This window comes from Egicoccus halophilus, from assembly GCF_004300825.1.
In the GTDB taxonomy this organism is placed as follows: domain Bacteria; phylum Actinomycetota; class Nitriliruptoria; order Nitriliruptorales; family Nitriliruptoraceae; genus Egicoccus; species Egicoccus halophilus.
The window spans coordinates 991,283-1,006,583 of record NZ_CP036250.1; the positions used below are offsets into that span (position 1 = coordinate 991,283).

Consider the following 15,301-nt stretch of genomic DNA (forward strand, 5'->3'; position numbering starts at 1 on the left):
CCGTGGGAGGAAGTGGCGACGGTAGGACCCCGAACCCGTCGAACGGCAGGGAACGGCCAGGTCGATGGTCGCCCGGCGCTCGGGTCGACCACCGCTGAACGGGCAGGGGTCACCACCCTTCGGCAGCGGTGTCAGCCGTTCCCGGCGACCGCGGGGCCAGGGACGAGGAAGCGCAGGCCGCGGCTGCCGGGGACCCGTTCCACCAGGCCGGCGTCGAGCCAGCGCTCGAGCTGCTCGACGGCCGCGGGCAGGTCCGCGACCGTGGGCAGGTCGCGGACGTCGGCGACGGTGAAGTTCGTGCCGAGCGGCGCCAGGGCGGTGGCGTCGACCTCGGGCCGCAGCAGACCGAGGTCGCGGGCCGACCCGCGCAGCCCGTCGACGACGGCCTCGGCCCACCGTTCGAGCCACACGCTGGCGTCCCGGCGCCGGCTGCTGCGCGCCACCTCCTCGTGGTAGCCGAGCGGGTCCCGAGCCAGGGCGAGCTCGGGGACGGCGAGACCGAGGGGGTCCCGTGCGCCCCGGCGCAGCCACAGTCGGGCGGCCGCCCGCGCCAGGCGGCCGTTGGCGGCCTCGAAGGGATGCAGTTGCAGCAGGCGCAGGTGCAGGATCCCGGACGCGACGACCACGGGCAGCTCGGTGGCCGGTCCGGCGAGCCAGCCCACCAGTGCGTCGAACGCGGCCGGCAGCGCCTCGGGGTCGGCGGTGAAGTACACGATGCGGCCCACGCTGGCGTCGTGCACCGCCTGCTCGGTCCTGCGGAGCCGACCGGCGCGGTCCCCGGCCACCAGGCCGACGGTCAGCCGGCGGTGCAGCTCCCGCAGGGCCGTGGCGGGGGCCCGGGCCAGGTCCTCGACGAGGTCGTCGGCGGCCAGCGCCGCCAGGACCCCGCGCAGCTCCCGCAGTTGCAGGTCCTCGTCCGGCGGGTCGTCGAAGGTCCGCATGGTGTCGAACCAGCTGCCGCGCGTGCCCTCACCGCCGGCGTCGCCCCGGACAGCGGCGTCCGGGTCGAGGGCGGCCAGCCGGGCCGGGTCGGGCCAGGTCGCGACCGGTGAGCCGTCCAGCCGCAGGCTCGCCAGCGTCGCCTCGCGGCGGCGCGCCTCGACGCGCTCGTCGCCCGTCTCGCGTTCCGGGAGCAGGCGCGCGAGCTCGTCGGCGCGTCGCACCAGTCCGGCCAGGTGCGCGCCGACGGTGTGGCGGACGTCGGCCTCGCTCACCGCCACAACCGCAGACGCCGGGCGGTGGCGGCCTCGGAGACGATCCGGCCGTGACGGCGACCGAGCAGGTAGGTGGCCGTCGCCGCCGCGGCGGAGCCGCCCGCGGCGGTGGTCAGCTTCACGACCTGCTTGGTCCGGCGTGAGAAGATCACGATCGGCCAACCGCGCTGGTGGGCCACCGACTCCAGCGGCCGGTCCGGGTTGACCGCGACCGGGTGCCCGACCATCTCCATCATGGGCAGGTCGGAGGCGGAGTCGCTGTACGAGTAGGACAGCCGCAGGTCGTAGCCCCGTTCGGTCGCGAGCTTCTCGATCGCCTCGGCCTTGCCCTCGCCGTACAGGAACGGCCCGTCCAGGCGTCCGGTGTAGCGACCGTCCTGCACCTCGGAGACGGTGCCGAGCCCACCCTCCATGCCCAGGGCACGTGCCAACGGGTCGACGAGCTCGACGGGGGAGGCTGACAGGATGTAGCAGTCGCGGCCGGCCTCGTGGTGCATGTCGATCAGCCCACGCGACTCCGGGCGTACCTGTTCGAGGATGCGGGGGATGATGTGCTCGTTGAGCGCGAGCAGCTCCGACTGCTCGGCGCCCTCGACGGCGTGCAGGATGCGGTCGCGGACGGCCTCGGAGCGTTCGTCGGTGGCGCCGAACAGCTTGTAGGTCACCGCGTTGGCGGCGTCACTGACCAGGTCGCCGGTCGGGATGAGCTTGTTGCGCCAGGCCGCGATCCCGAAGTAGAAGGCCGACGACCCCCCGATGAGGGTGCGGTCGAGGTCGAAGAAGGCGGCGCCGGACTCGGCCACGGTGGCTCCTGCTGCAGCGAACGACGGACCCGGGGGAGGGTAGTCGGCGCAAAAGGAGCGTCCCCAGCCCGGTACCGACCCGGCGCTCCCTTCCCCGTGGAGCGTCGTGCCGGCCCGGTACTGGGGACCTCGCGAGCACCGTATGGGCGGGTCGGCGGGCCTGTCGACCCACTCGTCCACAACGCCTGGGGAAGAACCCCGTTCGGGTGTGGATCACCTGTGGACGAGGTGGGGATCGCGCGGGGCGGTGCCGGGTGGGTCCGGGTGACGGCGCCGGTGGGAGGGGTCCCAGCGGCCGCTTGCCGTCCACATTCCGTCCACACGCTGTGGACGAGCGCGGTCCGGGCGCTGCGCCCGGGCTCGTGCGAGCCTCGCACGGGCCACGCCGGAGGACGACCGTGCCCGGGAGGTTGTGCTACTCGGTGCCCGGCCCGGCGAGGCCGGCGACGAAGGAGTACGCGTGGCCGTGGAGTACCGACCCGCCGAGCCGGGCCGCCCGCAGCTGCAGATCCACCGCAGCCCGCGGCGGCGCCGTAGCGCGTCGGCCGCGCTGGACGGTGGCGCCGTCGTGGTGCGTCTGCCGGCCGGGCTGGGCACCGCCGAGGAGGAGCGGCTCATCGAGCAGCTCGTGGGCAGGATCACCCGGCGGCACCGCCGTGACCAGCTCGGCGGCGACGTGGCGCTCGAGGCGCGGGCGCGCCGGCTCGCGGCGCGCTACCTCGACGGGGTGGCGTTCCGCTCCGTGCAGTGGTCCTCACGCATGGGACGACGCCACGGGTCGTGTACGCCCGAGACCCGTGACATCCGGATCAGCGACCGGCTGGCGAGCGCCCCGGACTGGGTGCTCGACGCGGTGCTGGTGCACGAGCTCGCCCACCTGCGCGAACGTGGCCACGGTCCGGCGTTCCGCGCGCTGGTGCGGCGCTACCCGGCGACCGAGCGGGCGCGCGGCTGGCTCGAGGGCTACGACGCCGGACGCCTGGCCGCGGCGACGCCGGGCGACGACGGACGCCTGCCCGCGGTGATCCCGGACGGCGACGGGCGCGCCGCAGCGATGCCGGACGACGACGGGCGCCTGCCCGCGGTGATCGGTGACCGCGACGGGCCCGCCGCGGCGGACCCGTCGTCGTCGCCTCAGGACGGGGACGAGTTCCCGTCGGCGTCGTCGTCGTCGTCCTGCTGACGCAGGCGTTCCTCGGCGCTGCCCTCCACCGGCGCCTCGCCGAAGTCACCGCTGAGCAGCTCGCTGAGGTCGTCGGGGACGTCGTGGTCCTCGGCGGTCCGCTCGAGCCACGCCGAGGGGTCGGCGAGCTCGGTCGCGTCGGGCAGGTTCTCCGGGTGCGCGAGCGCCCGGTGCAGGCCCTGCGGCCCGAGCGCGGCCTCCACCGCCCGCACGAACGACTCGCCGACCGTCTCGTCGGCCGGCTTGAGGTCCAGGCCGAGCAGCGCCGCGAGCAGCTCCTCGCCGTCACCGCGGGTGGCGCGGCGGCGGCGCAGCACCTCCTCGACGCGGCCCTGTCCCGGCAGCCGGTCGCCGGCGACGCGTGCCGCCTCGTGGCGGGCCCACGCCCCGACCAGGCAGACGACCGCCTGCAGGCGCTCGAGCACCCGCAGCTGGTCGGCGGTCGGCTCCACGCGCACCTGTGCCGCCCGCTCCATCGCGGCCTGCAGGGAGTCGGGGTCGTCCGGGTCGACCCCCATCATCAGGTCCTCGGAGACCTGCCGCATCCGCTCGGCGTCGATGGTGGTGCCGCTGGCGAAGCGGGCCACGAGCGACTGCACGTGGGCCTCCAGCCACGGCACCGCGTGGAACAGCCGGCGGTGCGCGGCCTCGGTGAGGGCGAGCACGACCGCGACCTCCATCGGGTCGAGGTCCCAGCCGTCGAACTCCCGGTGGACGTTGACCGCGAGGACGTACGCCTCGGCCCGGGGCGCCGTGGGGATGCCGAGGTCGTACTGGCCCAGCAGCTGCTGCGCGAGGCGGCCGACGACCTGGCCGGCCTGCAGCCCCATCAGCGCGGCGCCGGCGGGACGCAGCATCGCGCCCAGGTCCATGCCGCCGAGGTTGCCGAGGAAGTCACCGATGCCGGGGGGCAGTCCTTCGAGCCCGGGCAGGCCCGCGGGGCCTTCCGGTCCGAGCTCGCCCAGCTGCTCCTGCGCCAGGGCGACCATCGCGTCGCTCGACGCGCGGGCGACGGGCTCGACCAGCGGGCGCAGCGCCACCAGCGCGGCGTTCACCCACGTCTGCCGGGAGGCGACCAGCAGGCGGCCCGCGTCGGGCGATGCCGGCAGCGGGCTGTCGTCGAGCCAGTGCTCGGCCAGCTCGAACGCCTGGCGGGCCCGGGACTCCTCCTCGGGGGTCGGGCCGCGGTCACCGTCGGCCGCCAGCTGGAGCGCGACGCGGCTGGCGAGGTTCCAGTCGACCGGTCCCGTGGCGCCCATGCCGCCGGCGAACAGCTGTGAGAGCTGGGCGCCCATCGCCGCCAGTCCCTCGCTGCCGCCGAGCTTCTCGAGCATGGCGTTGAACTCCGGCGGCAGCTCGCCGCCGAACGGACTGCCGGCACCGAACAGGTCGCTCAGGTCGAAGCCCTCCTCTTCGGGCTCGTCGTCACCAGGGCGGAGGGGGTCGTCACTCACAACAGGCCTCATCAGTTCGGAATCGGGAGCCGGATCCCGGCATCGGCGCCGGATGCGGCGTCTGGGGCCGGCGGCGGGACGGCCGGGGCCGTCTCGCCCGGGCGGGGCCCTCGCTACGGTACGCGGCGAGCGGCCGAGGAGGGCGACGTGACCACCGTCGCGATCACGGGGGTCGGGGGCTACATCGGGCGACACCTGGTCGCCGCCCTCGAGCGTCGCGACGACGTCGAGCGCGTGCACGGGCTCGACCTGGACGCCCCGCGGGGGCTGAAGGCGTCGAAGCTGGCGTTCCGGCGCGCCGACGTGCGCGACGCGGACCTGACCGACACGTTCCGCCACGCCGACGTGGTCGTCCACCTCGCCTTCGCGCTCGACCCGTCGCACGACGAGCGCGCGATGCGTGCGGTCAACGTCGACGGCAGCCGACGCGTGTTCGAGGCGGCCGCCCGCGCGGGCGTGCGGCGGCTGGTGTACGTGTCCTCGGTGGCGGCCTACGGCGCCCATGCGGACAACGACCTGCCGCTGACCGAGGACAGTCCGCTGCGGGGCACCCCCGACTTCCCCTACGCCGAGCACAAGGCGCAGGTCGAGGCCTGGCTGTGGCCCTGGGCGCAGGCACACCCGGAGCTGTCGCTGAGCGTGCTGCGGCCGGCGATCGTGCTCGGGCCCGGGGTGGACAACTTCCTCACCCGCCTGTTCGAGTCGCCGCGGGTGACCCTGGTGCGCGGACACAAGCCGCCGCTGCAGTTCGTGCACGTCGAGGACCTCGTGGCCGCGTTGCTGCACGTGATCGACCGCGACCTCGACGGTGCCTACAACGTCGCCGCCGAGGGCTGGCTGTCGATGGACGAGGTCACCGCCATCGTCGGCCGGCGGACGGTCGCGGTGCCCGAGGAGGTCGCGATCTCGCTGGCCGAGCGGCTGTGGCGGCTCGGCATCGGCGAGCAGCCACCGGGGATGGTCGCCCACCTCGTGCATCCGTGGGTGGCGTCGCCGGCGAAGCTGGTCGGGACCGGCTGGCGACCGCGCCACAGCAACCGTGACGCCCTCGACGAGATGGTGCGCGAACACGGCCCGTTCGTGGCCGTGGGGGGACTGCGCACCCAGCGTCGGACCGTGCGTTCGGCGTCGTTGGCCGCCGCCGGCATGGTCGGGGTGCTCGCCACCCGCGAGGTCCGTCGCCGTCAGCAGCACCGCCGACGACTCGAACGCTGAGCCGACCGGCACCCGACGTCGGTACCCTCCTTTCGTTCGGGGGCGGACTCGGAGTGGCTGTGCGTCGCTGGTCGGTGGTGGTCTCCCTGGTGGTCGCGCTCGCCGCGCTGACGACCGGTGGTGCCCTCGCGCGCGGCCTGGTGCCGTGCGAGCTGCTGCAGAGCCAGCCCGCCTGCTACGTCGCGATGCGTCCCGGTCCGGCCGAGGACGTCCTGCGCCTGCTCGAGGTCTCCGGTGCGCGCTCGTACCCGTCGACGGGCGAGCTGCTGCTGACGACCGTCGCGGTCGACGAGGACCTCGGCCTCGCCGAGTGGTTGCGCTCGCGCGCGTCGGGGGTGGTGGAGACCGTCCCGCGCGACCAGGTCTTCCCGCCAGGCAGCGACCGCGACGAGGTGGCCGAATACAACGCGGCGCTGATGGCCGACAGCCAGCTCACCGCGACGTTGGCGGCGCTCGACGAGCTGGGCTTCGAGGTCGTCGGGGAGGGGGCGCTGGTCACGGCCGTGGTCGAGGACGCCGTCACCGACGAGCTCGAGGTCGGCGACGTGATCGTGGCCGTCGACGGCCATGCCGTCACGGACAACCGCGGCGTGGTCACCGCGGTGCAGGCCCGCGCGCCCGGCGACCGGCTGGCGCTCGAGGTCCGGCGTGGCGACGCGTCCCGCGACGTCGAGGTGGTGCTCGGTGCCGCGTCGGACGACGCGCTGCGGCCCTACGTCGGCGTGCTGCTGTCGACCGAGCTCGACCTGCCGGTCGAGGTGGTCATCGACGCCGGGGTCATCGGTGGGCCCTCCGCCGGGTTGATGTTCGCGCTCTCGATCGTCGAGGCGCTCGGGCCCGAGGACCTCACCGACGGCACGGTCGTGGCCGGGACGGGCACGCTGTCGCGCGACGGCGAGGTCGGCGCGATCGGCGGCATCCAGCAGAAGGTGCTGGGCGCGACCGCGCGGGCCGACGGCGGCCACGGCGCCGACGTCTTCCTGGTGCCGCGCGGCAATCTCGACCAGGCCGTGGACACCCCGGTGACCAGCGACGTGCTGCTGGTCCCGGTGGGCACGCTCGACGAGGCCCTGGCGGCCCTCGACGCCCTGGCCCGCGACGAGGTGCCCGCCGACGCCGTCGCGCTCCCGGGCGCGAACGACGAGGCCGGCGCGGCGTCGCGGGACACCGCGGCCGCCCGGTGACCGGGCCGGGCCGGACGGGCGCCGCGTTCCGGCCGCCCGGCCCACGCGCGACCGGCTGAAGAGACCTTGGCGAACTGGCCCCTGTACGGGGGTCCGGATAGCCTCAGTCTCCCGCGGACGGGCGTATCCGCGCTGGTGCCGCACTCCCGATCCGCGGCCCGGTCGCAGACCACGCCCGCCGACGCGGAGGTCGCGGTGCGCCCTCCCGGCGTCGCGTCTGCGCGGGACCCGCCCGACCGCCCGGGCGGGATTCGAAGGCTTATCGAAAGGCCGGTCGTGGGCGATCTCGTACGGCGGCGTCTGGGCACCGTGGTGGTGCTCGGCGTCCTGCTCGTCGTCTTCAGTGCCAACCGCATCGCCGTGCTCCTGACGGACCTCTGGTGGTTCGACGAACGCGGCTACCGCGACGTCTTCACCACCCTGCTCGCCACACGCGTCGGCTTGGGTGTCGCCTTCGGCCTCCTGCTGGCCGCGCTCATCGCCGGCAACCTGTTGGTCGCCCGGCGTCTGCGGCCGTTCTACATCCCCTCGACGCCGCAGCAGGCCCAGATCCAGCGCTACCGCGAGATGGCCGACCCGTACCTGCCCTGGCTCATCGCCGGCGTGGCCGCGGTGTTCGGCTTCACCTCCGGCGCGGCCGTGAGCGCCCAGTGGGAGTCGTTCCTGCTGTGGCTCAACGGTGGTGAGGTCGGGACCACCGACGCGCAGTTCGGCGTCGACCTCGGCTTCTACCTGTTCGACCTGCCGTTCCTGTCGTTCCTGCAGACGTGGCTGTTCACGTCGCTGATCCTGACGCTGATGCTGACCGCCGGGGCGCACTACCTGCTCGGTGGCATCCGCCCCGAGGCCGAGGGCGAGAAGGTCCTGCCGTCGGTCAAGGCGCACCTGGCGGTGCTGGTCGCCGCGGCGCTGGCCGTGTTCGCCTGGGGCTACTGGCTGGACCGCTACCAGCTGCTGTACTCCGATCGCGGCACGGTCACCGGTGCGTCCTACACCGACGTCAACGCCGAGCTGCCCGCGCTGTACCTGCTGCTCGGCGTCAGCGCGATCGCGATCGTGCTGGTGCTGCTGGCGATCCGCCAGCGCGGCTTCCTGCTGCCGGGCGCGGCGCTGGCCCTGCTCATCGTCGCCTCGATCATCCTCCAGGGCGCCTACCCGGCCGCCATCCAGCGGCTGCGGGTCGACCCGCAGGAGCTGGCGCGCGAGCAGGACTTCATCGAACGCAACCTCGAGGCCACCCGTCTCGCGTTCGGGCTCGACGAGGTCGGCCTGCAACCGTTCGACATCGCCAACGACCTCGACGAGGGCGACGTCATCGACAACGAGATCACGCTGCGCAACGTCCGGCTGTGGGAACCGGAGGTCCTCGAGACCACCTTCCAGCAGCTGCAGTCGCTGCGCCCGTACTACCAGTTCAACGACGTCGCGATCGACCGCTACGAGATCGACGGCGAGCTGCGCCAGGTCATGATCGCCACCCGTGACCTGTCGGAGCTGCCCGCCGAGACCGACTCGTGGCAGAACCGGCACCTGACCTACACCCACGGGTTCGGCGTGGTCGCCTCGCAGGTCAACACCGCCAACGAGCAGGGCCAGCCGGTGTTCCTGGCCGCGAACATCCCGCCGGCCGGTGAGGACGAGGTCGTCCCCGGCGACGAGCCGGGCGTGTACTTCGGCAACTTCGCCAACCCGCCGTTCAACCTCGTGCGCACCGACGCCGAGGAGCTCGACTTCGAGTCGCCCGACGGCACCGAGCAGGTCACGACCGTCTACGACGGCGCCGGCGGCGTCGACATCGGTTCGCTCTCCCGGCGCTTGGCCTTCGCCCTGCGCTTCGGGGACTACAACCTGCTGCTGACCAACTTCATCACCGACGAGTCGCGGATCATCTTCAACCGCCACGTCAGCGAACGTGTCCGCCAGGTCGCGCCGTTCCTCGAGCTCGACAGCGCGCCGTACCCGGTGGTCAGCAACGGGCGGGTGCAGTGGATCATCGACGCGTACACGACCTCCAACGCCTACCCTTACAGCGAGCGGGGCACGCTGAACCTCGGTCAGCGGCAGGTGCCGGTCAACTACGTGCGCAACTCGGTCAAGGCGGTCGTCGACGCCTACGACGGTGACGTGACCCTGTACCGGGTGGAGGAGGACGACCCCATCCTCGACGCCTGGGTGGACATCTTCCCCGGCATCGTCGAGCCGATGGGCGAGGCCCCCGACGAGATCGTCGCGCACTTCCGGTATCCGCAGGACCTGTTCCGCCTGCAGGCGGACCTGTACCGCACCTACCACATCCCCAACGCGGCGCCGTTCTACAACCGCGCCGACGAGTGGTCGATCCCGCGTGACCCGGCCTTCGCGGCCAACCAGGGTCAGGGGGCGACGACCGACCTGACCGGGGCCTCCAACCAGCGGGCGCTACAGCCGTACTACCTGCTGATGCGTCTGCCCGGCGAGGAGACCGAGGAGTTCGTGCTGATCCAGCCGTACCTGGCGCTGGGTCGCGAGAACATGGTCGCGTGGCTGGCCGGGCGGTCCGACGGCGAGAACCTCAACGAGCTGTTCGCGGTGCGGTTCCCGACCGACTCGCAGGTGCTGGGGCCGTTGCAGGCGCAGGCCCGCATCGAGCAGGACGACGACATCTCGGCCTACATCACCCTGCGTGACCGCGAGGGCGTGCAGGTCCGTCGCGGCAACCTGCAGGTGCTGCCGATCGCGGACTCGCTGCTGTACGTGCAGCCGCTGTTCCTGCTCAACCCGCAGGCCGAGATCCCGGAGCTGGCGCGTGTCGCGCTGGTGATGGGCAACCGGACCGCGTTCGACACCACGTTCGCCGGGGCGTTGGCGCAGCTGCTGGGGATCGCGGTGCCCGAGTCGATCATCGACGAGGAAGCCCGCGATCCGGGCATCGACCCGGCGGGGCCGGAGGACGATCCGGGCCTGGTCGACGACGGTGCCGAGGCCGACGAGGACACCGAACCGCCGACCGGTGAGGTCACGGTGTCGCAGAACCTGCTGCGGCAGGCGCTGGAGGCGTTCGCCGACGCGGAACTCGCGCTGCGCGACGGCAACCTCGCCGAGTACCAGCAGTCGGTCGAGGAGGCCCGTCAGCTGCTCGAGGAGGCGGCCGAGGCCCAGGGCCTGACGGTCGACGAACTCGTCGAGCAGGGCGCCGACGGTGCCGAGGATGGTGCCGACGAGGACGAGCAGACCGACGCCGAACTGCTCGAGGAGCTCGAGCAGGGCGGTGACGGTGGTGACCCGATCGGCGACGTCACCGACGACGACGCCTGATCCGCGGCTTCTTGCTGCGAGGACGCGGCCCGGGCCACCACGGCCCGGGCCGCGTCGCGTCTCTGGGGGTGGACGTTCCGGCCGCTCTCGAGGTGACGGGCGTCGACCGCCACGATGGCGGTTTCCCGCGCCCGTGAAGGAAACCGTCGCCACGTCTCACGCGGCGGGGTGTCCAGCGTGCGTTTTCCCGCGCCGGTGCAGGAAGACGTCCGGCTGCCGCCGCCGCGGCCGGACGTCGGGCGCTCGCGTCACGGTCGGCCATCTGCGTCACGGTCGGTGCAACGCCGCACGGGTTGCTTCACCAGACCGACCACGCGCCCGACCGGCCGGCCTCGAGCCCAGGTCAGGGACCCGGCGAAGTGCCGGAAACGGGCGAGAGGGCCGTTCTGTGCCCGATTGGCGTTCCGACGGGGGGACCGGGTACGTTACGCACATCGGCGCGGGGTGGAGCAGTTCGGTCAGCTCGCCGGGCTCATAACCCGGAGGTCGCAGGTTCAAATCCTGCCCCCGCTACCACGAAAAGGCCCTTCGGGGCCTTTTCGCATTTCATGGGGGCCGTATGGGTGCCATGGTTTGTGAGGTGACGCCCACGCTCCGTTACCGGGTCTTTGTGCTGTCTGAGGGGACTTCGTCCGCGTTGGACGGGCAGCTCGCGTAGCGTCGACTGTCCGAATCGTTCGGGCGTCTGCACGACAGGAGTTGGGGCGTGACCGACCAGAGGAACTTGGCAAGCAGCCGCGTTGACGGTGGCGGGCCGGTCTACGGCTACATGTCGCGGCTGATCTCCGACGTACTGATCGGCACGGGCAGCCTGCTCACCCCCGGGGAGCAGATCTGGACTCCCGATGTCGTCGACGACTTTTACGCCCACTTCGTCGGGGCACGCGATCCCGAGACTGGAACGTTCCTCGAGAAGATGAACATCCAGCTCAGCGATGCATCTGCCGCGGCCCGGCAACTCGCGGCCGAGCTGCTCGTCCTGTACTATCTCCCGTGCCATCCGTCGGGAGTGTCCGCTGCCTCCAAAGCGGATCGCGTCCTGACGGCGCTGCACTGGTCCTCGCCGGACGCGGCGCTGCCTGAGGACGTCCGAGCGGTCTTTGAGGGTGGTCTCTGGCATCCCGGTACGTGGTACCTGACCCGTGCGGACCTCCAGGTCTCGTACCTGGCCGAGTTCACCCGCGAGTTCAAGCGGCTCCAGGGCGAGCAGCAGCAACGGTTGCTGGACGACCCGTGGGAGCTGAAGGACTTCGTTTTCGGCCTCAAGCCGCACCACGCCCCGTCGACGCACCACGGCCTGATCCATCTGTTCCACCCGGACGTGTTCGAGCCGATCATTGCGGCTCAGGCGAAGCAGAAGATCGCCGTTCGGTTCGCCGAGCTGGTGACCGAGCCCACACACGATCTGGACCGGCAGCTCAAGCAGATTCGCGTCGGGCTGACGCCGATCCACAGTGCGGGATTCCACTTCTACGATGACGATGTCAAGCAGAAGTGGCAGCCCGACACGAGCAAGTGGGGCACCGCCATCGGGTGGGCCAAGCGGTGGTACGCGCAACCTGATTTCGACACGCAAGAGCGCGACTACAAGCTCGACGTCAACCGTCAGATCGATGCGCTCGATGCCTCCGACCCCGAGGCGTTCACGAACGGCGTGGCTGCGGCGCTGCGGAACAACCTTGTGAACTATCGCGTCAGCAGCGACCTCGCCGAACTGATGCGGGCGGATCCGGTGACGGCGACACGCGAGATCACCTCCGTGCGCTCGCGGCGCGACGACGCGGCGGCTTACGAGACTGCGGTGAAGTGGCTGGAGCAGGCGCAGACGACCGGCAGCGGGTCCTTCGCCAACCTCCTGTCCGTCCTGATCCTCAACGAGTCGCACCCCCCGTTCCGGCCCACACCCATCACCAAGTTCGCGGCGCTGGTCGGCGTGTCCGCACCCGACAGCCAGGCAGGTGCAACCGCGCGCTATCTGGCCGCGTTGGACCTGTTTGACACGTTCATCTTCGAGGCGGAGGCCCGAGGTCTCGAGCTCCGCGATCGCCTCGACGCCCAGTCGCTGATCTGGACTCTGGCATCCACGGAACCCCCCGCCGACTGGCCCGAGAGTGACCGCGTTGCGTTCCTGAGGTGGCGAGGGGGGGCCGTCGAAGAGGGAGAGAGTGACGAGGAGACGGACCTGAGCAACGGCGTCGGCGTCGCATCGCTGGACGACCGGCTCCGTGAACTCTCGGAGCGGTATCACCTCGGGTCCAAGTTCCTTCCCCAGGTGTTCCGCCTGCTCGAGAAGCGACGCCAGGTCATCTTCCAAGGGCCACCCGGCACCGGTAAGACGTTCATTGCCCGGAAGCTGGCCGAGTCGATCGCAGGCACCGAAGGTGACGTCCGGCTGGTCCAGTTCCACGCCTCGTATGCCTACGAAGACTTCGTGCAGGGCTACCGGCCGACCGAGGAGGGCACGTTCGTCCTGCGCGATGGGCCCCTTGTCGAACTGGCCCGCAAGGCCCGCCAGTCCGAGAACGCTACCTTCGTCCTGATCATCGACGAGCTGAACCGGGCGAACGTCGCCAAGGTCCTGGGCGAACTGTACTTCCTGCTCGAGTACCGGGGTGAGAGCGCCCGCATGCAGTACACGGGCACGCCGTTCACGCTGCCCGAGAACCTCTACGTGATCGGCACGATGAACACGGCCGACCGGTCGATCGCGCTGCTCGACTCGGCGCTGCGACGTCGGTTCTGGTTCGTGGAATTCGCCCCGGATGTCACACCCGTGAAGGGTCTGCTCGCGCGCTACCTCGCCGACGAGCACCCGGCACTGACCTGGCTCGCCGATGTCGTCGACCGCGCCAACCAGCTGCTCGACGATCGCGACGGTGCGATCGGTCCGTCCCACTTCCTGCAGCCGGACCTGACCGAGGAACTTGCACGGCTCACCTGGACGCACGCAGTGCTCCCGCACGTCCAAGAACGACTGTTCGACCAGTCCGAACGGATCCGCGACTTCGACTTCGAAGCGCTCCGTGCGTCCGTCACCGCCAGCACACCCGACCCCGAGCCGCCGCCAGTCACCGCCGGCAACGGCGAGGCAGCTGACCTGGTCGACGGGGCGCCCGTCGATGGCTGAGCACGTCCCCCTCCGCGAGTACCAACCGACGGGTCCGACCCGGCTCTCGGCGGCCGAACGCGACGCGCTGCTGGCAGCCAGCGTGACGGTCACGCCGGTCAGCGGCACAACGGACCTGTACGAGGTGCGTCCCGGCTCGACGGTCGGTGTCGTCCGGGTACGCGACCGTCAGTTCGACATCGCACCCAAGATCGGGATCCAGCGGCTGTTAAACCTGCTCACCTACTCGATCCGTGACGAGTTCTGGGGCGACGAGCTCGCCGAGTACGGCCGGGACGCGGACCTACTCGAGGTCGTCGCCGCCGCCTACGCGCTGCGGCTGGAACGCACCCTCGAGCGTGGCGTCGTCCGGGGCTACCGGCATCGCGCGGAACGCGGCGTCGCGATCCGCGGCCGGATCGACATGGCCGCCCAGGTCCGCCGTGAGTTCGGGCGCATGCTGCCCATCAACATCGCGTACGACGATCACACGATCGACATCGACCCCAACCGGATCCTGCTTGCGGCCGTGCTCCGGCTGCGGTCGCTCCGGCTTCGCACCGATCGGACACGCCGACGCCTGCTCATGGCGCTGGACCGCCTCGACGGTGTGACCGCGGTCCGCTACGACCCGCGACGGCTCCCTCGAGTCTCGTCGACTCGCCTCGACCATCACTACCGGCCGGCTCTGGCCATGGCGGCGTTGATCCTTAGCAACAGCTCCGTCGAAGCGGGTACACCGGTGGGTTCCGCGGACGCGATCCTCTTCAACATGAACGAGGTCTTCGAGGACTTCATCGTCGGCGCCCTGCGAGAGCAGCTCGCTCTCGACTCGAGGACGTTCCCGCAGGGCGACACCCGACTGACCCTCGACGAGGGCGCGCGCGTGGGCCTCGAACCTGACCTCTCATGGATCCAGGCGGGACGTCCGATCTTCGTCGGTGATGTCAAGTACAAGCGGCTGACGGCTGCCGGGTATAAGCACCCGGATCTGTACCAGGTGCATGCGTACGCACGGGCAGCCGGCCTTCCGTCGACCCTGCTGGTCTACGCCGCCGGCGAGGCCGAGTCCGCGATCTACCGTGTCGTTCGTGGTGGACCGGAGATCGAGGTCGTGGTCATCGATCTCAACCGCGATCTCGAGGGACTCGCACGCGAGATGGCCCGAATCGCCAGCCGAGTGCGGCAGCACGCAGAGCGTGGCCGCGCAGCCCTGAACCTCGTCTCGACGTCGCCCCCTACAACTACCACCCCTGTCGCTAGCTAGACCGCGACCAGGGGCAGACGACGGGTGGACGCCTTCACCGTTTGCCGACCCCTCGTCGAGGAGTACTCGCGGTTCACCCAGCCGTCCGTCGACATCCGCGACGAGGGCCCCTGAGGTGAGCCCTTCGTAGTGGTCCAGGTGTTGTGCGACTCTGATGCCCGTGTTCGGGCTGGAGGATCACGACACGATGAGTTCCAAGCGCCGGCGGCACACGCCGGAACAGATCATCCGCAAGCTCGCCGAGGGACACAAGCTGCTCGCGGCCGGCAAGCCGCTCGAGCAGGTCTGCCGGCACCTGGAGGTCGCGGAGTCGACCTGGCATCGGTGGCTGTCGCAGTACAGCGGGATGAAGGCCAACGAGGCCAAGCGGCTCAAGGAACTCGAGCGCGAGAACGCCCGGCTGAAGAAGCTGCTGGCCGAGGCGGAGCTGGACAAGGCGATGCTGCGTGAGATCTCGGAGGGAAACTTCTGACCCCGGACCGCAAGCGCAGCGCCGTTGCGATGCTGCGTGAGCGGTTCGGGGTGTCAGAACGGCGTGCCTGCAAGGTGGTCGGCCAGCACCGCTCCACCCAGTGTCAACG

9 protein-coding genes, 1 tRNA gene and 1 pseudogene are annotated in these 15,301 nt (G+C 71.4%); 8 read left to right on the plus strand and 3 right to left on the minus strand.

Features of this window, described 5'->3' with window-relative positions; translation table 11 throughout:
• Positions 1 to 131: 131 nt before the first annotated feature.
• Positions 132 to 1,214: a Fic family protein gene (locus ELR47_RS04560; protein ID WP_130648820.1), complete on the minus strand. Its 1,083-nt coding sequence runs from the start codon at positions 1,212 to 1,214 to the stop codon at positions 132 to 134.
• Positions 1,211 to 2,017 (minus strand): HAD family hydrolase, encoded by an 807-nt coding sequence (locus tag ELR47_RS04565; protein ID WP_130648821.1) that lies wholly within the window; start codon positions 2,015 to 2,017, stop codon positions 1,211 to 1,213. Before ELR47_RS04565 ends, ELR47_RS04560 begins: the two co-directional genes overlap by 4 nt.
• 466 nt (positions 2,018 to 2,483) lie before the next feature.
• On the opposite strand from ELR47_RS04565, the gene ELR47_RS04570 reads away from it, so the two are divergent.
• On the plus strand, positions 2,484 to 3,200 hold the full coding sequence (locus tag ELR47_RS04570; protein WP_130648822.1) for a M48 metallopeptidase family protein: 717 nt from the start codon (positions 2,484 to 2,486) through the stop codon (positions 3,198 to 3,200).
• On the opposite strand, the gene ELR47_RS04575 is transcribed toward ELR47_RS04570, so the two are convergent.
• On the minus strand, positions 3,152 to 4,654 hold the full coding sequence (locus tag ELR47_RS04575; RefSeq protein WP_165403842.1) for a zinc-dependent metalloprotease: 1,503 nt from the start codon (positions 4,652 to 4,654) through the stop codon (positions 3,152 to 3,154). The two genes, ELR47_RS04570 and ELR47_RS04575, sit on opposite strands and share 49 nt — an antisense overlap.
• Before the next feature lie 147 nt (positions 4,655 to 4,801).
• Here ELR47_RS04575 and ELR47_RS04580 point away from each other — a divergent pair, with 147 nt between their 5' ends.
• The 7 genes and pseudogenes from ELR47_RS04580 to ELR47_RS04610 form a co-directional block, all read left to right on the plus strand.
• A complete protein-coding gene (locus ELR47_RS04580; protein ID WP_165403843.1) occupies positions 4,802 to 5,869 on the plus strand; it encodes an NAD-dependent epimerase/dehydratase family protein in 1,068 nt (355 codons plus the stop codon).
• Between the two features lie 53 nt (positions 5,870 to 5,922).
• On the plus strand, positions 5,923 to 7,053 hold the full coding sequence (locus ELR47_RS04585; protein ID WP_130648825.1) for a YlbL family protein: 1,131 nt from the start codon (positions 5,923 to 5,925) through the stop codon (positions 7,051 to 7,053).
• 276 nt (positions 7,054 to 7,329) lie between these two features.
• Complete coding sequence (locus tag ELR47_RS04590) at positions 7,330 to 10,347, plus strand: UPF0182 family membrane protein (RefSeq protein WP_165403844.1); 3,018 nt, start codon at positions 7,330 to 7,332, stop codon at positions 10,345 to 10,347.
• 438 nt (positions 10,348 to 10,785) lie between these two features.
• A tRNA-Met gene (locus ELR47_RS04595) sits at positions 10,786 to 10,863 on the plus strand.
• A 190-nt stretch (positions 10,864 to 11,053) separates the two neighbouring features.
• The gene (locus ELR47_RS04600) at positions 11,054 to 13,474 is read left to right on the plus strand and encodes an AAA family ATPase (protein WP_130648827.1); all 2,421 of its coding nucleotides are present in this window, start codon (positions 11,054 to 11,056) and stop codon (positions 13,472 to 13,474) included.
• Complete coding sequence (locus tag ELR47_RS04605) at positions 13,467 to 14,720, plus strand: McrC family protein (RefSeq protein WP_130648828.1); 1,254 nt, start codon at positions 13,467 to 13,469, stop codon at positions 14,718 to 14,720. Before ELR47_RS04600 ends, ELR47_RS04605 begins: the two co-directional genes overlap by 8 nt.
• Positions 14,721 to 14,907: 187 nt before the next feature.
• Positions 14,908 to 15,290, plus strand: a pseudogene (locus tag ELR47_RS04610) (transposase); the annotation flags it as partial.
• Positions 15,291 to 15,301: the final 11 nt, after the last annotated feature.